Annotated in this window: 17 protein-coding genes; 6 read left to right on the top strand and 11 right to left on the bottom strand. The window is 65.4% G+C overall.

Annotated elements, in window-relative coordinates:
* Nucleotides 1-9: 9 nt before the first annotated feature.
* The 5 genes from ACY9XZ_RS02655 to ACY9XZ_RS02675 form a co-directional block, all read right to left on the bottom strand.
* Nucleotides 10-1938: an SLC13 family permease gene (locus ACY9XZ_RS02655; protein ID WP_463455527.1), complete on the bottom strand. Its 1929-nt coding sequence runs from the start codon at nucleotides 1936-1938 to the stop codon at nucleotides 10-12.
* 86 nt (nucleotides 1939-2024) lie between these two features.
* Complete coding sequence (locus tag ACY9XZ_RS02660; protein ID WP_463455528.1) at nucleotides 2025-2927, bottom strand: diacylglycerol/lipid kinase family protein; 903 nt, start codon at nucleotides 2925-2927, stop codon at nucleotides 2025-2027.
* Nucleotides 2928-2976: 49 nt separating this feature from the next.
* The gene (locus ACY9XZ_RS02665; RefSeq protein WP_463455529.1) at nucleotides 2977-4017 is read right to left on the bottom strand and encodes a hypothetical protein; all 1041 of its coding nucleotides are present in this window, start codon (nucleotides 4015-4017) and stop codon (nucleotides 2977-2979) included.
* A gap of 91 nt (nucleotides 4018-4108) precedes the next feature.
* Complete coding sequence (gene thrS / locus ACY9XZ_RS02670) at nucleotides 4109-6037, bottom strand: threonine--tRNA ligase (RefSeq protein ID WP_463455530.1); 1929 nt, start codon at nucleotides 6035-6037, stop codon at nucleotides 4109-4111.
* 57 nt (nucleotides 6038-6094) lie between these two features.
* On the bottom strand, nucleotides 6095-6661 hold the full coding sequence (locus ACY9XZ_RS02675; protein ID WP_463455531.1) for an HTH domain-containing protein: 567 nt from the start codon (nucleotides 6659-6661) through the stop codon (nucleotides 6095-6097).
* 181 nt (nucleotides 6662-6842) lie between these two features.
* Here ACY9XZ_RS02675 and ACY9XZ_RS02680 point away from each other — a divergent pair, with 181 nt between their 5' ends.
* From ACY9XZ_RS02680 to ACY9XZ_RS02695, 4 genes are all read left to right on the top strand, one after another.
* Nucleotides 6843-7274 (top strand): universal stress protein, encoded by a 432-nt coding sequence (locus ACY9XZ_RS02680; RefSeq protein WP_463455532.1) that lies wholly within the window; start codon nucleotides 6843-6845, stop codon nucleotides 7272-7274.
* Between the two features lie 106 nt (nucleotides 7275-7380).
* Nucleotides 7381-7893 carry a gamma carbonic anhydrase family protein gene (locus ACY9XZ_RS02685; RefSeq protein ID WP_463455533.1) on the top strand — a complete coding sequence of 171 codons (513 nt, stop codon included), beginning with the start codon at nucleotides 7381-7383 and terminating at the stop codon, nucleotides 7891-7893.
* Between the two features lie 68 nt (nucleotides 7894-7961).
* Nucleotides 7962-9899 (top strand): hypothetical protein, encoded by a 1938-nt coding sequence (locus ACY9XZ_RS02690; RefSeq protein ID WP_463455534.1) that lies wholly within the window; start codon nucleotides 7962-7964, stop codon nucleotides 9897-9899.
* A gap of 85 nt (nucleotides 9900-9984) precedes the next feature.
* Nucleotides 9985-10458 (top strand): peroxiredoxin, encoded by a 474-nt coding sequence (locus ACY9XZ_RS02695; RefSeq protein WP_463455535.1) that lies wholly within the window; start codon nucleotides 9985-9987, stop codon nucleotides 10456-10458.
* A 51-nt stretch (nucleotides 10459-10509) separates the two neighbouring features.
* Here the strand turns inward: ACY9XZ_RS02695 and ACY9XZ_RS02700 are convergent, their stop codons facing one another.
* The 6 genes from ACY9XZ_RS02700 to ACY9XZ_RS02725 form a co-directional block, all read right to left on the bottom strand.
* Nucleotides 10510-11547, bottom strand: a complete 1038-nt coding sequence (locus ACY9XZ_RS02700) for a dipeptide epimerase (RefSeq protein WP_463455536.1) — start codon at nucleotides 11545-11547, stop codon at nucleotides 10510-10512.
* Nucleotides 11544-12554, bottom strand: coding sequence for a DUF1611 domain-containing protein (locus ACY9XZ_RS02705; RefSeq protein ID WP_463455537.1), 1011 nt, complete (start codon nucleotides 12552-12554; stop codon nucleotides 11544-11546). Before ACY9XZ_RS02705 ends, ACY9XZ_RS02700 begins: the two co-directional genes overlap by 4 nt.
* Before the next feature lie 75 nt (nucleotides 12555-12629).
* Nucleotides 12630-13523: a Vms1/Ankzf1 family peptidyl-tRNA hydrolase gene (locus tag ACY9XZ_RS02710; protein WP_463455538.1), complete on the bottom strand. Its 894-nt coding sequence runs from the start codon at nucleotides 13521-13523 to the stop codon at nucleotides 12630-12632.
* A gap of 71 nt (nucleotides 13524-13594) precedes the next feature.
* Complete coding sequence (locus ACY9XZ_RS02715; RefSeq protein WP_463455539.1) at nucleotides 13595-14260, bottom strand: helix-turn-helix domain-containing protein; 666 nt, start codon at nucleotides 14258-14260, stop codon at nucleotides 13595-13597.
* Nucleotides 14261-14528: 268 nt separating this feature from the next.
* Nucleotides 14529-14666 carry a hypothetical protein gene (locus ACY9XZ_RS02720; protein WP_463455540.1) on the bottom strand — a complete coding sequence of 46 codons (138 nt, stop codon included), beginning with the start codon at nucleotides 14664-14666 and terminating at the stop codon, nucleotides 14529-14531.
* A 140-nt stretch (nucleotides 14667-14806) separates the two neighbouring features.
* Complete coding sequence (locus tag ACY9XZ_RS02725; RefSeq protein ID WP_463455541.1) at nucleotides 14807-15172, bottom strand: DUF5802 family protein; 366 nt, start codon at nucleotides 15170-15172, stop codon at nucleotides 14807-14809.
* 133 nt (nucleotides 15173-15305) lie between these two features.
* Between ACY9XZ_RS02725 and ACY9XZ_RS02730 the strand changes: the two genes are divergently transcribed.
* The gene (locus ACY9XZ_RS02730; RefSeq protein ID WP_463455542.1) at nucleotides 15306-15950 is read left to right on the top strand and encodes a DUF1405 domain-containing protein; all 645 of its coding nucleotides are present in this window, start codon (nucleotides 15306-15308) and stop codon (nucleotides 15948-15950) included.
* Between the two features lie 96 nt (nucleotides 15951-16046).
* Nucleotides 16047-17327 carry a hypothetical protein gene (locus ACY9XZ_RS02735; RefSeq protein WP_463455543.1) on the top strand — a complete coding sequence of 427 codons (1281 nt, stop codon included), beginning with the start codon at nucleotides 16047-16049 and terminating at the stop codon, nucleotides 17325-17327.
* Nucleotides 17328-17359 lie beyond the last annotated feature (32 nt).

A 17359-nucleotide genomic window follows, 5' to 3' on the forward strand; every position in this document is an offset into this window, starting at 1 on the left:
GGCGTGGTTTTACAGCGGCCAGACGACAGACACCGAGAGAGTCGTGACGCCGCACAGAAGGAGTTGCAGCGGGCCGCCGACGCGCAGGAAGTCGGTAAAGCGGTATCCGCCGGGGCCGTACACCATCAGGTTCGTCTGGTACCCGATTGGCGTCAGGAACGCCGTCGCGACTGCGAACGTCACGACGACGAGGAACGGGAACCCGGCGACGCCGATTTCGGCGGCGGTGGCGACGGCGATCGGGATCATCAGTACGACGGTCGCGGCCGGGGTGATGACACTGGCGAGGACGGCCGTCAAAAGGTACACCAGCGCCAGCAGCGCGAGCGGCGGGAGGACGCCGGCAGCGTCGACGAGGAGCGCGCCGACGAACGCGGCCCCGCCGGTCGCTTGCATCGCCTGCCCCAGCGGGAGCAGTCCGGCGAGCAGGAACACGATGTTCCAGCTCACAGCATCGTAGGCCTGGGACGCGCTCAGCGTGCCAGTCGCGACCGTAGCGACGACGCCGCCCAGCGCGGCGATGTAGATGGGGAGCAGGTCCAGCGCCGCGAGCGCGATGACTGCGAGCAGGGTCGCAAGTGGGACTGCCGCCGAGGCATCGAGCGACGGCGGCCCGCCGTCGAGCGCGTCGAACAGCTCCGGCGGCCCCTCGGTCAGGACCAGGTACCCCTCGTCCTGGAGGTGCCCCACCTCGTCGAGGGGCGTCTGGACGAGGAGTAGGTCCCCGGCGGACAGTTCGACCGCCGCGAGGTTCTCGTGGATGACCTCGTCGCCGCGCCGGACGGCGAGGACCGTCACGTCGAAGCGGCTGCGCAGTTGCACGTCCGCGAGCGTCCGGCCCTGAAGCCGAGACTCGCGGTGGATGACGGCCTCCGCGAGCACGCCCGGATGGCCGCTCTCTGCCAGGAGATCCGCCGTCACGGACTCGCGGGCGAGATCCCGCAGGTCGAGCGTCTGCGCGAACTGATTGACGGCCTGGCGGTTCCCCCGGACTGTCAGCACGTCGCCGAGTTCGAACGGTCGATCTGTGGCCGTCGCGAAGAACGACTTGCCGTTGCGGTCGATCTGGAGCACGTCGATGTCGAGCGCGCTGCTCGCGGCGATGACCTGTTCGACGGTGGCTTCGGTCGGCAGCGACTCCCCCACACTGACCGTTTCGGAGACTTCGGCCGCCGTTTCGGCCGAGACGCTGCCTTCCAGCGCCTCCTGCACCGTCAGGCCGACCAGCGGCGACGATTCGCGCACCCGTAACTGCGACAGGTGTCGGTCCATGTCGAATTCCTCCGTGAAATCGGCCGCGGGGTGGACCCGTTCGGGGACGAGCGCCCGACCGACCGTCAGCAGGTAGGCCACGCCGACAGCGAGAATGACGACGCCGACAGGCGTCAGCGTGAACATCGAGAACGACCGGTCGAGCAACTGCGCCGAGAGGTCGCTGGCGAGGAGGTTCGTCGAGGTTCCCACCAGCGTGAGCGTCCCGCCAAGCATCGCAGCGAAGGACAGCGGCAACAGGAGATTCGACGGCGAGATGCCGTAGCGCTCGGAGAGGCCGGTGACGAGTGGAATAAAAACGGCGACGACTGGCGTGTTGTTGACGAACCCGGCACTGACGCCCGTCGTGCCCACGATGGCGGTCAGCAGGCGCTGCTCGTCGCCGCCGGTCAGCGACGCCAGTTTGCCGGCCAGCCAGTCGACGACGCCGGCAGACTCGACGCCGGCGCTGAGGATGTACATCGCGACGATGGTTATCACCGCCGGGCTGGCGAATCCCTCGATGGACGTCCGTGCCGGGACGCCGGTGTACGGTTCCAGCACGACCAGCGCGACGAGGACGGCGACGGCCGTCATGTCCGGCGGCAGCCACTCGGTGACGAACAGCGTCAGCGCGGCGGCGACGAGCGCGAAGACCACGAGCGCGCCCGTCGTGAGCGGGGGCATACTATTTCCCTCGACGGACGGGGGCAAAAGCGTCGGGGGGCCGACCGGTCACTCCGCCAGCGGATGGCTGTGACAGGCGACCGGTCTCACTCCGGGTCCTGCTCGTAGCCCGCTCCGACGCGAAGCGTCAGGGCGCGCTCGCGCACCGAGAGCGACAGCGTCTCGTGCGTGCTGAGTTCGCCGTCCCGGCTGAACGTGAGTGGGTCGTCGTGGCCGGCGACGGTGACCTCGTCCGCCCGGACGTGGGTCACGCCGTCGGTGTCGAGCGCCAGCAGTCGCTGGCCGATGGCCTCCGCGACGAGGTTGCCCGTGGGCATCTGTTCGACGATAGCCACGTCCAGCAGGCCGTCTTCCGTGTTTGCCTGTCCGCCCTCGGCGACGAACTTCCGGGCGTTGCCCACCAGTAGGCAGGCGGCCTCGCCCGACCACGTAAACGGGCCGTCCTCGCCGACGGCCGCGACAGTGATGTCGAGCCCGTCGAAACGAAGCGCCTCCTGCGTCCCGGTGATGAGAAACGCCAGCGTGCCGAACCGCTCTTTGAGGTCGCTCGGTGTCGAGACGCTGGCGTCGGCGGGGAGCCCGGCGATACAGGAGACGAGAAACGGTTCGTCGTCAGCGACGCCGATGTCAACTGATCGCGTCTCTCCGGTGTCGGCGATCTCGACAGCATGTTCGATGTCCGTGACGCCGATGTTCCCGGCCAGGAGGTTGGCCGTCCCGGCGGGGATGACGCTCAGCGTCACCGAGTCGAGGTGGCCGGCGTCGCTGAGCCCGCGGACGACCTCGTTTATCGTCCCGTCGCCGCCGCAGACGGCGACCTCCGAGGCCTCGGCCCGGCCGGCCTCACGGCCGAGTTCGAACGCGTCGCCCGCTTCCTCGGTCTCGAACACCTCGAACCCGCGTGCTTCCATCAGCCGTGGGACGTAGTCGGCGTGCTCGCCGTCGCCGCTGACGGGATTGAGGACGCACCGACGCGAGCCAATCTGCATAGTAGTAGCGAGTCCGGTCCGGTACTTATACCGTGGTGGTGTGGCGGCGTCACTCCCAGTCGACGTCGACGCTCCGGTCCGTCTCGCGGAGGATGAACGGTCCGATGGCGAGCGTTCGCTTGGTTATCGTGACGATGCGGAGGACGTACGAGATCAGGACCGTGAACGGAAGCACCGATGCCGTCGTCGTCACCGCGAGCAGCCACAACACGTCGGGTACACCGGCCGTGACGCCGACGAAGTCCTGCGCATCGAGAAACAGCAACGAGGTGATTGCGACCGTAAGCGCCGGAATCGCGACGTTCAGCATCGTCCGGGAGAGGTCGGACAGCTCCCACTGGAAGTACAGCGTCTTGAAGTGCTCCCGGGCCGGGCCAAACAGTTCGAGTGTCTCGACGAGCTCCGCGAGCGAGTCGTCGATCTCGTCGGTGAGTTGCTCGGCGTAGACTTCGCGGATGCGCCGACCGGCGTACAGCTTCCAGGAGTAGTTGTAGTTCAACGCGGCCTTGACGACCTCGAACTCCCCGAAGGTCCCGCCTTCGAGCTGGTCGGTGACCCCGTCGGCGTTGGTTATCACGTCCTCCAGATAGTTCGAAAGCAACGCCGCCAGATCATCATCGAGCGCCGTCCGGTCGGCGGCGTCCTGGGCGTTCTCGGCCCGTTCGGCGGTCCCGCGGACCAGCGACCGGAGAAACGCCGATGGTTCGGCGGGGCTGACTGGTGTGTCGACGGCGTCGGCGACGTCGGCCCGGAACTGCATCGACCCCGTCATCCGCTCGCGCTGGTCGCCCACCGCACCGAGTTCCTGCGACAGGACGAGCTGATTCAGTGTCAGGACCAGGGTAACGGCGGTTATGCTCCCCGTAATCAGCGCCTGGAACAGGGTTTCGACCGGGTCGCCGCGGGTCAACAGCGTCAGGACCGGTGTGGGATGCAAGAGGCCGACCGCGAGAATACCACAGAACGGGACAGCCGAGAGGAGGGCGGTGACGAGCCAGCGGTCCGCACCGAGGAGGAGCCAGAGCAGTCGCGTGTCCCCGGCGGCGCGCTCCCGCATGGTGTCGCTCGACTCGCCGCTGTCAGTTGGCATACAGGTCGGCTCGCCCGCCGGGGATAAAAGGACGGGCCCGGCACGCGCTGGGTAGCCGATGGACAATCAGCGAGAATCAGTCGGGCAGCGACTACCGGCCGGCGAGGAACGTCACGGCGGTCCGCTGTTGCTCGATTTCGGTTTCGAGGTGGTCGCGGAACGCGGCGATGTCGATGTCCTTCTCCTCGCGTTCCTTGCGGTCCCTGACCGAGATGGTCCCGGCTTCCGCCTCGTTGTCGCCGATGACACACATGTAGGGCACACGGTCGTCGTGGGCCTGTTGGATTTTCTTGCCGACGGTCCAGGAGCGGTCCTCGATGGTGACCCGGAAGTCGTCGAGTTCGTCCTGAATCTCCTCGCAGTAGGCGATGTTGTCGTCGCTGACCGGCAGCAGGCGGATCTGCTCGGGGGCGAGCCACGGCGGGAACTTCCCGTTGTAGTGCTCGGTCAGCACCATAAAAAAGCGCTCGTAGGAGCCATACAGCGCGCGGTGGATCATCACCGGGCGGTGCTCCTCGTTATCCTCGCCGGTGTAGGAGAGGTCGAACCGCTCGGGCATGTTGAAATCCAGCTGGACGGTCGGGCCATCCCAGTGGCGACCGAGCGCGTCCTCGAAGGCGAAGTCGATCTTCGGGCCGTAGAACGCGCCGTCACCTTCCTCGACGACGTAGTCGATGTCCTGCTCGTCGAGGACGGCTTCGAGCTGGGACTCGGCTTTCTCCCAGATCTCGTCGCCGCCGACGGACTTCTCCGGTCGGGTAGCGAACTGGACGGTGTAGTCGAGGTTGAACGTGTCGAGCGTATCGAGGATGATGTCGACCGTCGCCAGCACCTCCTCCTCGATCTGGTCGGGGCGGACGAACAGGTGGCCGTCGTCGATGGTGAAGGCCCACGTCCGGGAGAGCCCGGAGAGTTCGCCCCGTTGCTCTTTGCGGTAGACCTTCCCGTCCTCGAAGTACCGCACCGGCAGGTCCCGGTAGCTCCAGGAGTTCTGCTCGAAGATAGTCGCGTGGCCAGGGCAGTTCATCGGCTTCAGGCCGTACTCCTCGTCGTTGACGTCCAGCAGGAACATGTCGTCGACGTAGTTCTCGTAGTGGCCCGACTTCTTCCACAGTTCGGTGCGGAACACGTGGGGCGTCTCGACCTCGTCGTAGCCCGCGTCGCGGTTGAGGCCGGCGACGTAGTCCGAGAGTTCGTTGAGGATCTTCTTGCCGTTGGGTTCATACAACGGCAGGCCCGGCCCGGTCGTCTCGTCGATAGAGAACAGGTCCATCTCCTGGCCGATCTTGCGGTGGTCGCGCTCCTCGGCCTTGCGGCGCTGTTCGAGGAACTCGTCGAGCGCGTCCTGCGTCGGGAAGGCGGTGCCGTAGACGCGGGTCAGGGTCTCGTTGTCCTCCTCGCCGCGCCAGAACGCAGCGGAGATTTCGAGCAGGGCAAAGCCGCCGATCTCACCGGTCGATTCGACGTGGGGGCCCTGACAGAGGTCCTCGAACTCGCCCTGGCTGTAGAAGGAGACCGCCTCCTGGTCCGCGGCCTCGGTTTCGAGGATGTCCTGTTTGAACGGGTTGTCCTCGTAGCGCTCGAAGGCGTCCTCCCGGTCGACGAGTTCGCGCTCGATGTCGAGGTCCTCCTCGATAATCTCGTCGGCTTCGGCCTCGATATCTTCGAGGTCGTCCTCGTCGATGTCGACGCCGGTGATGTCGTAGTAGAACCCGTTGTCGGTCCACGGCCCGATAGTGAGCTTCGCGTCGGGGTAGAGTCGCTGCAGCGCCTGGGCGAAGACGTGGGCGGCAGAGTGACGCAGCACATCGAGGTACTCGTCACTGCTCTCGGTGACGATTTCGAGCTCGACATCGGCTGTCAGCGGCGCGTGCTTGTCGACAAGCTCGCCGTCGACGACGCCGGCGACCGTGTCGTCACCCAGCCCTGGCCCGATTTCGTAGGCGACATCCTCGACCGTGCTGCCACGCTCGACCTCTAGGGGGGTCCCGTCGGGCAGCGTGACCGTGACCGTACTCATATCCGAGGATACGACGGCGGCCGGGGATAAGTGTATTGAGACGCGGGCGACGCTCTGTTACTCTGGCAACAACGGGTCCGAATCCTCGTCGACGGTGTCGACTGCCGGCAGGTCAGACTGCGCCGACGGGCGCGGTGCGCTCGCCCGTTCCAGCGATGTGAACGTCGGTTCTTCCTCCCCTTCGAGCATTGTGAGCCGGTCCCTGACGGTGACCGTCTTCCCGTCGGCCGTATGCGGCGTCACGCACGTGAGTTCCGACCCGGTGTACTCCGCCAGGAGTTGGACCGGAAACACGAGCGCCCGGTACTGCTCCCCAGTTATTTCCGAGTCCACCGACCGGACCTGAAACGCGGGGTCGAGTGAACAGTCGTTGCGTTTCGCCCATTCCTGAAAGACGCTCACCCGGTTGAGGGCGAACAGACCGAGTTCAGTCCGCGCTTCCGCTGGTGTCGACGGAATTTGCCGACCGATAACCTGAACCGTGACATCTGACAGAGTGCCAGCGTCCGACAGCCCCTGAAGCCGGTCGATAACCGCAGCCTGTTGCTGCGTGTGCCCGTCGGGCAGCAATGAACGAACGTACAGTTCTGCCCGTGTGTCGTCTGGCTGCGTGCTCCCCTGCATCGTATAGAAATCAATGGACAGCAACTGGCAAAAGTATTCCTGTTGACAAATAATGGTTAGAACGGGTATACACTGAACAGCAGATGTCGAAGCGAGCAGTTTCACACCGGTTTGGAAGCCACGGACCGTGTCGGCGTGATAGGGAGTACTATGTGGGCACAGTTCGCATGAGAAGCCGCATATGTACGATTCGGTGCTCGTAGCCACAGACGGCAGTTCGGGAACGACGGAGACGCTCGCACATGCCACCTCGATTGCGCGCGACAACGACGCGACTCTCCACGGCCTGTACGTCGTGGACAAGCGGCTGTACCTCGCGGCCGACAAGTCCAAACAGGACGAAGTTCGCCAGTCACTGGAAGAGGAGGGAGAAGTGGCACTCGACGACATCGTCGTCGGCGGCGAGGAGTCCGGCGTCGAGGTCGTCACGACTATGCAGGAGGGGATTCCCCACAAGACGATCACCGACTACGCCGAGCAGGAGGACATCGACCTCATCGTGATGGGAACCCACGGTCGAACCGGGCGGGACCGGGTCGCCAATCTCGGCAGCGTCACCGAGCGCGTCGTCCAGAGCGCGCCCGTTCCCGTCCTCGTGGTCCACATCGAGTAGTGCTGCTGTGTGGCCACCGAGAGCAGACAAAACTAACAGGAGACACTGCCAGTACTACCCTGATCTGACCGGTATCTTTTCGGCCCGCCGACACGCTGTAGACAGTATGGACAGCCGAGAGTACGCGTTTGAAGGTGCCACACCGAACATCCACGGCTACGCGCACGTCAGCCGCGAGGCGACGCTGGTCGGCGATGTTACCGTCGGCCCGAACGCGAACGTCTGGCCCGGCGTCGTGTTGCGCGGCGACGTGGCACCCGTCGAAGTGGGCCGCGAATCGGCGATCGGCGATGGGGCCATCGTCCACGCCTCGACAGTCGGCGAGAAGGTGATGGTCGGCCACGGAGCCGTTCTCAACGATGCAGCAGTCCACGACGGCGCGCTCGTCGGCTTCAATTCGACGGTCAGCGACGCCACCATCGGCGAGGGATCCATCGTCGCGATGGGAACGGTCGTCCCACCGGGCTACGAGGTGCCCGCGGAATCGTTCGTCCGCGGGAGCCCGGCCACGGTGACGCCGCTGTCCGAGACCACCATCGACCCCAACGAGGTGTTCGAGGCGTTCAGCTCCGGCGATTACGCCAACCTCGCGGCCCGCCACGAGGACCTCTTCGAGTAACGCCCGGTATCAGTGCTGCAAACGAACGACGGGTCACTTATAGTGGAAGAGCCCACACAGTACCGAGCATGGACGATATCGTCGACCTGGTGACCCGGTCGCTCGCCGACGAGACTGCCGCGGCGTTCACTGAACGGGTCGACGAACAGGCGATGCAGCTCCGGAGAGCCATCGAGGCCGGGGAGTTCGACAACGACGCGTTCTCTGTCGGCCTGGAGATCGAACTGTACGCGATCAACGCCGAACCGGACCCGCCCGAACCAGATGAGGAGGAAGACAGCGAGGAAGTCGCCGAAGAAGACCTCGACGACGTCCTGAGCGGGTCGGGCGGGGCGGCCTGGAGCGGATCGCTCGATGCACCGGCGGAGCCCGAAGACGGGGGCGGGGCGTCGCTGGAACCGAGCGGCGACGGGGCGTCGCTGGACCCGGACGAAGGCGAGCCGCTGGAACCCACCGGAGACGAGTCGGCGGATCAGGAGGCCACCGACGGCTCGGACGATTCGTTCGGCCCCGGAGAAGGGCCGTCACTCGATATCGATCCGGACAGTCCGCTGGCCGAGGACGAACCGGAGACGCCCGAGGAGGAGACCGAACCGGCCGTCGAGTCGACCGTCGAAGACGGGGCGGACGACGAACCGTACATGGACCCCGAGGACTGGGAAGGGCGGCTGACCCGCCTGCCCGACGTGGTGTTCGAGGGCGAGGCCAACAAGGAACTGGGGCTGCACAATGCCGAGGTCAACACCGAGCCGAACAGCTTCGACGAGACGGGGATGGAGGTCCAGACGACGGCGGTGGAGATGCAGACGAAACAGGCCCGCCAGCAGGCGAGCAAGCACAACTGCGAACTCGTCCTCGACGCGATGTGGACGATCCCGCCAGCGGAGGGCAGCGAGGCGTACCTCTCGGCCCACGAGACAAGCGACGGGGTCGTCCTCGCGGACAACATGCGGCAGGCCCCCAGATACGTCGCGCTGGACAACGAGGCGCTCGACCGCGCCGGCGGCAGCATCGACTTCGACGTGCCGGGCTACAGCGGCTCGTTCCCGACGATCCTGTTCGAGTCGCTGGCCACGTCGATCCAGCCACATCTCCAGATTCCGGACGCCGAGGCGTTCCCCGAGTACTACAACGCCGCGATACGGACGCTCGGGCCGCTGCTCGCGCTAGCAGTCAATTCGCCGTTCCTCCCCGCCGATATGTACGATGACACCGACGGCGAGTGGCTCTGTGCGAACACGCACCACGAACTCCGCATCGCGGCCTTCGAGCAGTCGGTCAACACCAGCGAGAACCCGAAGGTACGGGTCCCGCGGGACCTCGACAGCACGACGGACGTGGTCGGCCGCGTCGTCGACGACGACCTGTTCGCGCCGTTCCTCCGGGAGTTCCTGTACGACGACGAGCGAACGGAATTCGCCGAGGAGTTCTGGGAGTTCGACCACAAGCGCGGAACCTACTGGCGCTGGCTCCGGTGTGTCATCGGCGGGGCTGCCGTCGACGGGGCAAGCACAGAGAAGTCGCTGCGCATCGAGTATCGCCCGCTCCCGACCCAGCCCCACGTCAAGGACATGATCGGGCTGCAGGCGCTGACGGTCGGCCTCATCCGCGGCCTCGTCGTCGCGGACCACCCCGCCGCGGAACTCCCATGGCAGGAGGCTCGCCGGAGCTTCTACAACGCCGCGGAAGACGGCTCCGACGCCGACCTGTCGTGGGTGACAGCCGAGGGCGAGCGGACGGCCGACCACGACGAGATCTACGGCGAGGTCTTCGAGTACGCTCGCCTCGGACTGGCTGAGCAAGACGTGCCGGAAGCCCGCATCGAGGAGTACCTCGGGCCTATCGAAGCCCGATACGAGGCCGGTATGACCCCGAGCGACTGGAAGGTGGGCCGCGTCCGCGAGTACCTCGACGATGGCAACGACCTCTCGACAGCCATCCAGTCGATGCAACGGGACTACATCGAGGCGAGCCGCGAGTACCACTCCTTCGACGAGTGGCTGTAGATGGCTAGTCCCACGGCAGCGTGGAGTCGGAGTAGCTCTGTCAGATGGTAGGCCTTTATTCGGCTGACGCCGTTAGTGTCAACTGATGGTATCTACTGGAGACACAGCGCCGGACATCTCGGCGACAATCGCGAACGGTGAGGTAGAGGCCTTCGAACTGAGCGACCACCTGGGCGACGGGCCGGTCGTGCTCGCCTTCTTCCCGGGCGCGTTCACGCCGCCCTGTTCCAACGAGATGGTGGCCCTGCAGGAGCACCTCGGGGACTTCCACGACGCCGGCGCGACGATCCTCGGCGTCAGTGCGGACTCGGCGTTCTCACAGAACGCGTTCCGCGAGGAGCACGGCCTGGAGTTCGACCTGGTCAGCGACATGGGCCGGTCGACGATTCAGGACTACGACCTCGAAATCGACATCGAGGACCTCGGGCTGCTCGGCGTCGCGAACCGCGCCGTGTTCGTCGTCGACGACGACGGCGAGATCACCTATAACTGGGTCGCCGACGACCCGACCAACGAGCCGGACTACGACGAACTGCTGGACGCCGTCCAGTCGGCGTAAACGGGCCACATCACACTCCGAACCAGATTTTTTATCGGCACTGTCCCGCAGCTACGCGTCTGGTGTGGGCCGTGCGCCGGTGCCGGCCGACACCGAAGCGAGGTCGAACACGTCGCCGTCGAGCGGCACGCCGGCGTAGGGGTCCGATGCCAGCAGGAGCGCCCCGTCGAGGTCGACGTAGTCGACGAGCGGCGCGAGGTGGACCGCAGCGGCGATGCTGGCGTTTGACTCGACCATGCAGCCGAGCATCGAGTCGAGGCCGTGGGCGTCGGCGGCGTAGAGGAGTCCCATTGCGGGTCGAAGGCCGCCGCATTTGACCAGTTTGGCGTTGACGATGTCGCAGGCGTCGGCGACTCGGGGTACATCCGACGCGGTGACGCAGGACTCGTCGGCCGCGACGGGGATCCCGGTCGCCTCGGTCACGCGGCGGAGGCCGTCGATGTCGTCGGCTTCGACCGGCTGTTCCAGCATCGTGACGCCCGCGTCGGCGAGCCAGTCCGCCTTGTCGATAGCCTCCTGGGCGGTCCAGGCGGCGTTGGCGTCGACGCGTAGCTCGGCGTCGGGGGCCGCTTCTCGGACCGCGTCCAGTCGCGCCCGGTCGTCGTCGGTCCCGAGCTTGACCTTCAGGTGGCCGAAGCCGCTGGCGATCGCCTCGCTGGCTTTCTCGGCCATCCGTTCGGGCGAGTCGATGCCGACCGTGTAGGTCGTCGGCGGGACGGCGTCGGGGTCGAGCCCCCACTGACGGTACAGCGGCAGGTCGATGTTCCGAGCGGCGAGGTCGTGGACGGCGACGGAGAGGGCCATCCGGGCCGCAGGCTGGTCCGGCGCTTGCTCGCCGAGTTCCCGCTCGATGCGCTGCTGGGCGTGTGGGTCGCCGATTCGGTCGACAACCTCACAGAGGGCGGGCAGCGTTTCGGCCACCGACGCCGCGCTCTCGCCGTAGTACGCCGACGGCGTGACGGCTCCGATACCGGTGGTTCCCTCGTGGGTGAGCTCAACGACGACCGTCTCGCTGGTCTCGCTGGTCTCCCGCGAGATGCCGAACGGGTTCGACAGCGGCAGCTCGTAGCGGTCGATGGCCCAGTTCATAGAATAGCGTCCAGCACCTCGTCGGGAACGCCGTTGCGGACGGGGTCGGTCGCCGGCGTATCAAGGGCCTCGCTGTACTCCGCCACGGCGTCTGCGGCCGCGTCGTCGTCGAGGTGGCGCGTGTTCAGCATCCCCGCGACGACGGACGCGTCCGAGATGGGGGCGGCGAGGCGCTCGTAGATGTCGACGTACTCGGAGAGCGGCGGAACGGCGAACGACTCGTAGCCGTGGATGGCCTCGCGGCCGGCCTCGTGACACATGACGAGCGCGTCGGGGGCCGACCCGTGGAGGATGCTCGTCGTCACACCGGAGTAGGCCGGATGGGCCAGCGCGCCCTGGCCCTCGACCACGAGGAGGTCCGCCGCCTCCGCTTCTTCGATCAGTCGCTCGACCGCCCCGGCGGCGTAGTCGGCGATGACGCGGTCGATGACGATCCCCCAGCCGGTGATGGCGATGCCCGTCTGGCCCGTCGGGACGACGGCGGCGTCGAGACCGCGCTCCCGCGCCGCGTCGCGGATTTCGAACGATGCGGTCATTTTCCCGGTCGAGCAGTCGGTGCCGACAGTGGTGACGACTGTCGCGTCCACGTCACCGGCGGTCCCCGCTGCCACGGTCAGGTCTTCGGGCGGCTTGCGGAGGTCGTGCAGTTCGGCGTCGTGTTCCGCGGCGAGGCGGGCGAACTCCTCGTCGTCGGCCAGGAAATCATGCAGTCCGGAATACACGTCACAGCCGCGTTCGAGCGCCGTGCGTACGTCCGCGCGCCAGGACTCGTCGAACTCCCCGCCGATTGGCGAGATGCCGATGACGAGCGCGTCGACGTCGGGTGCGTCGGCTATCGACGCGACGATTGGGGCGTCCTGCACGTCCGGCAGCGAGTCATGGACGCGCTGGCCGGCCCGCTCGCGGTCGACAAGTGCTCGTACTTCTCGGTCACCGTACCGCAACAACCCGACGGCCGTCTTGGCCCGGTCGGGGAAGGCGTCGTGTGTCAAAATGGCTACGGCCATAGCCGGACAGAATCGCCGCCCCGCGAAAAAGCTACGGAACCGGCACCGACGGAGCTGGGATGAACGGGTTCCGAACTACGGTACGCGAAGCCGAACTGTCCACAACGACCGGACGGCGTCGTCGAGCGCTTCGTCCGGCTCACCGGTCGCATCGACCGGCTTCGTCGCCGTCGCGAGGCCCTCAAACTCGTGGATGACCGACCCCTCGCCGACGACGTACAGCCGGCCGGGCGACACCTCCTCGATGGCGGCCCGGCAGCGGTCGAGATGGGTGTCGATCTGCTGGTCCCGGAGCCGCTCGAACCGACCCTGCGAGAAGCCGCCCTTCGAGTGCTGGCTCTTCAGTTCCGAGTCGAACCCGTGGAACGCGGTCCGCTCGCGGCCGTCGTACTCGCCCAGGGCGAACAGGTCTGACCGGACCAGCGCGACGACGTGCTCCCCGGTCGGTTCGAACCACGACCGGTCCAGTTGCACGGCGTCGCTCCACTCGGTGAACGCCGACGGCGGTGCGGGAACGGACAGGCACGCCGACAGGAGGCCGGCGTCATCCGTCACAGCCAGGCACGGCGCGGCGCTGGCGACCAGCGACGCGCGGTCGCCGAAGGCGTCCCGGACCGGGCCGGGCAGGGAGCGCTCCGCCTCGACGTAGGCCGTGAACACGCCCTCTGGCTCCGTCTGGAAGGATTCCAGCCGGTCGAGGACTGCCCCGAGCCGCGCCCGACTGAGCGTCTCCTCGGCCCGAAACGTCGATTCGCCCTCCTCGTCCTGCAGGCGCTCGACGCGGTCCTGTAGTTCGGCGACGCGGTCCTCCAGCCGATTGACCTCCGCCTCGGCCCGCTGGCGTTCGGTCGCTGCGTCGGCGCGGCGCTCCGTCTCGGCATCGAGCTGTCGTTCGAGGTGGTGGTTCTCCTCTTCGAGTTCGGCCACCCGCTCTTTCAGCGACGCTCGGCCCAGCAACCGGTCAAGCATCGACTGGATGGCGGACGGGGACGGGCTTAAAAGTGACTTCCCGGGCCGTCACTGCATCGAAGAACCGCCGGTCAGTCTGGCGTGTCACCGTCATCCAGCAGGGAGGAGATGACGAGTCGCTTGATGCCACGTCGGAGGAGCCCGCTGGCTGCGGGCTGAGAGATATCCAGATCGGCGGCAACCTCACTGAGGGTTGCGTTCCGCGGTTCTTCGAAATACCCCGTTTCGAGCGCGACGAGGAGCGCGTCTCGTTGGCTGTCGGTCAACCCAGCGTCCGTCTTGCCTAAACTGGCGTATTCGTTCACGCGCAGTAGATCGATGTCGATGCCATTCTCCTGTGCATACTCCCAGAGGTGACCCAGGTCCGTTCGGTCAGGCATCCATACTGTTAGAATCCAGGCGCTCCCGTCGTTCTCCATGTCGAGGATGACGCCGTTCGCGGTCGAAATTACCGGGGAGAGGATCTTCGCTTCGTCCGTGTACTCGAAGCTGTAGATCGCTTCCCCGTCTCTGGTTTCGATGACTCGTTCGAACCCACCGATAGTGCGGTCATTCCGTAATCCGTCTTCGAACTGCTGGAAGTCAGACGATTCGATATGATAGAAGAACTTCCCCGACGTCGGGTCTGTCCCTGCCTCTGACACCGACCTGACTTTCGAGCTTCGGTCGTGAGTGACGGTCTCTGTGAGCACTATGTCAGGATGTTCGGCCCGGACGACCGCCTTGATATCGGTCATGTTCTGTGATGTAGTGCGCTGAAACGTACGATTGACCCTATGTTCGAGATACCTGGTAAAAACCAGTCCTGTAATTCTTGCTCCCGGGGTTGTAACGATAGCTGTGCGGTAGCTTAACTGAGTCGGTTGGACGGTATCTGAACACAGTGACGCTGTCTGTCTTCTTACGTCCGGACTATATCGCTAATCCTGAGGGGGTCACCCTGAGATGGATGTTCGGAATGGACACCGCCGGGGCGACGTTTTCCCACACAGCGATACTGTCAGTTCAGACGCGGTGGTTGAACAGCGTGGCCCAGAGACGGCCGAACCAACTGGTTTCGGACGACAGGGTGACTCCGGCGGGGAGGTAGAATTTGGATTCCGTTGCGCGATTCCGGTCGTCGTCGTGGTTTCGCTGTGACATACGGATGCGTAGAAGCTCCCAGACCGCATTGGTCTGTAGCTTAAGCGTATAACCTACTTATACCGGCCCTCGAGGAGTGCATCGATTTCTGCCCGCTCGGTGGCAGCGGCGACCGCTACCGGAGCGGAGATTCTACGCCATCAAACGGCGGTGTCCGGGAGTGTCGGCGTCCCCTCTGAGATAGAGAGCAGCTGTGCGGCGTGGTCCGCCTTCGCCAGGAACACCTCTTCGAGGCTGGGCGGGTTCCGGACGTTGGCGTTCTCAAGCATCGTTTCGGGGACGACAAGCGTGTCCGCCGGGACCTGTTCGTCCCCGTGGACGGCGAAGTGCTGGGAACCGAGTTTCATTACGAGCGGATAATCTGTGCGCTCGACCCCCTCGCCGGAGGCGTACAACTGCTCGTTCACTCGTTTGTGCTGCTCGCGACACATCGCAGCCGCCGCGTCGTCTCTCGGTTCGACGTAGAGGCGGCCGAGGTAGTATCCGCGCGAAAACTGTTCGAACATCGGTACACCCGAATGTGTGTCATTGACATACATAAGTGTTCGCCGGCACGCTTTTGCCGTCGTGCAAACAGCGCGGATTGGGTTCCGACTCCCGTCCGACAGGGCTTTGCCGCGAGCGACCCCGAATCGACCCATGAGCGAGCAGCGGGGGCCGTTGCCACGTCGCTACGCACGGTACTACCTTGAGCAGACGCCGAGTCTCGTGTGGCTACTGGTCGTCAACGCCGTCGCGATGCTCGTCGGCGTCCGGTACTACGTCGAGACGATGCCCGAGGTCTCGACGTTTCTCTGGCCGTTGTACGCCGACTCGCCGGCCGCGCTGTTCCTGATGACGCTGTCGCTGGCCACCCTTCTTCCTTTCCTCGGCAGATCGCTCGACGAGGTCCCGCTGACGGTGCCGCTCGCGTACCTCCACACTATTGCGCTGGTCTGGCTGGTCAAGATGGGGCTGTGGACCGTCGTGGCGTTAAACATCGGCTTCGACGCCTACTTTCCGGCCCCGTGGGCGTATTTCGGCATCATCGTCACCCACCTCGGCTTCGTCGCCGAGGGGCTGTTAGTCCCTCACTACGCGCGGACGACGAAGGGAGCACTCGTGACTGCGCTGGTGTTGGCCCTCGGCAACGACGTGCTCGATTACGGCTTCGGATATCACCCGCCGCTGCGGTACGATCCGGGCCTCGTGTTGCCGCTTGCCACTGTCGCACTCTCGGTACTGTCGGTGGGAATCGCCTGGCGACTCCTGCCATCGGAAAAGCCGACTCAGAGAACAGTTTAAACACTCTTGGACTATCTGTGGTTGTTTCAGGTATCTGTGAACGACACGAACGAAGGCGTTTCTTTTTGATGTGGGAGGGCAGAGGTAGATGTACGAATGAGCCCACGCCAGGCCACGCTCCTCACAGTGCTGGTCATCGTCGGGACTGTCGCTGTCGGCCTCCCGGCCGTGACAGCGCAGGAAACCACGACGGAGACAGTGGCCACGCAGAACGACTCTGCTAGCGGAATGGGAACACAGCTCACAGCGTTCCTCCAGTCGAACTCCGCCGCCGCGAACGACACGGTCGAGAACGGGATGTGGCAGTCGGCCTACAACCAATCGAACGGGACCGAACGAGCCGAGCTAGTCACGGATCGAACCGGCTCGCTCGAACGACGGCTCGAACGGCTACAGGAGCGCAACGCCACGCTCGAGCAGCGATACGAGAACGGCTCGCTCTCAGAGCAGGCCTACGTGGCCCAGCGAAGCCGGCTCGTCGCGGAGATCGAGGGGCTGCAAACCGCGATCAACGACACCGACGCGGCTGCCGAACAAACCGGCGTGGACGACACCGCGCTGGAGCGCCTGAAGCAGAACGCCAGCAAGCTTTCCGGCCAGCAGGTCTCGTCGATTGCGCGCGGAATCGCCGGACCGCCGGATAGCGCCGGCCCAGGTGAGCAGGGCCCACCGGACGACGCCCCAGTCAATCGAAGTGACGAGGGACCGCCCGACGACGTTGGGGTCAATCAGAGCGAACGAGGACCACCAGCGAATACGCCCGAACGGGGTGCGAACGAGAGCGAACGGGGACCGCCCGACGATGCCCCCGGGCAACAGGGAAACGAGAGCGACCGAGAGCCACCGGATGACGCGCCCGACGACAGCGAAAACGAAACCGGCGAGTCCGACGGCGGGAACCAGGGAGCGGGGAACGGGCCTGAGCAGGGTGTAGAACGAGGTACCGACAACACGGACCGCGACGAATCCGGTACTGAGAGCGGTGACAGCGAGGGAAACGGGGACGAGAGCGATAGCAGTGACGATACCGCCGGAGACGACACTGGTTCAGATGACGCTTCTGACAACGACGACACCGGGGACTCAGCCGACACGACGGATTCTGACGGCACCGCTGACGGCAGCGATGGTTCTAACGACGCTTCTGGCAGTGACGGGGATTCTGACGATACTTCTGACAGTAGCGATGGTTCTGACGACGCTTCTGGCAGTGACGATGGGTCCGACGACACTTCCGATGGAGACAACGATAACGCGGATGACGGAGGAAACCAGGGAAATGATAACGGGCAGGGAACCGGTGGTAATGGCGGAAGCGGCCAGGGGAACGGGAACAGCGGCTCACAGAGCGCGTCGTGGATCTACCAACTAGCGTAGCCGGGTGACGCGTCAGCAAACCACCCGACGAG

Source organism: Haloarcula sp. HT12 (assembly GCF_055271655.1).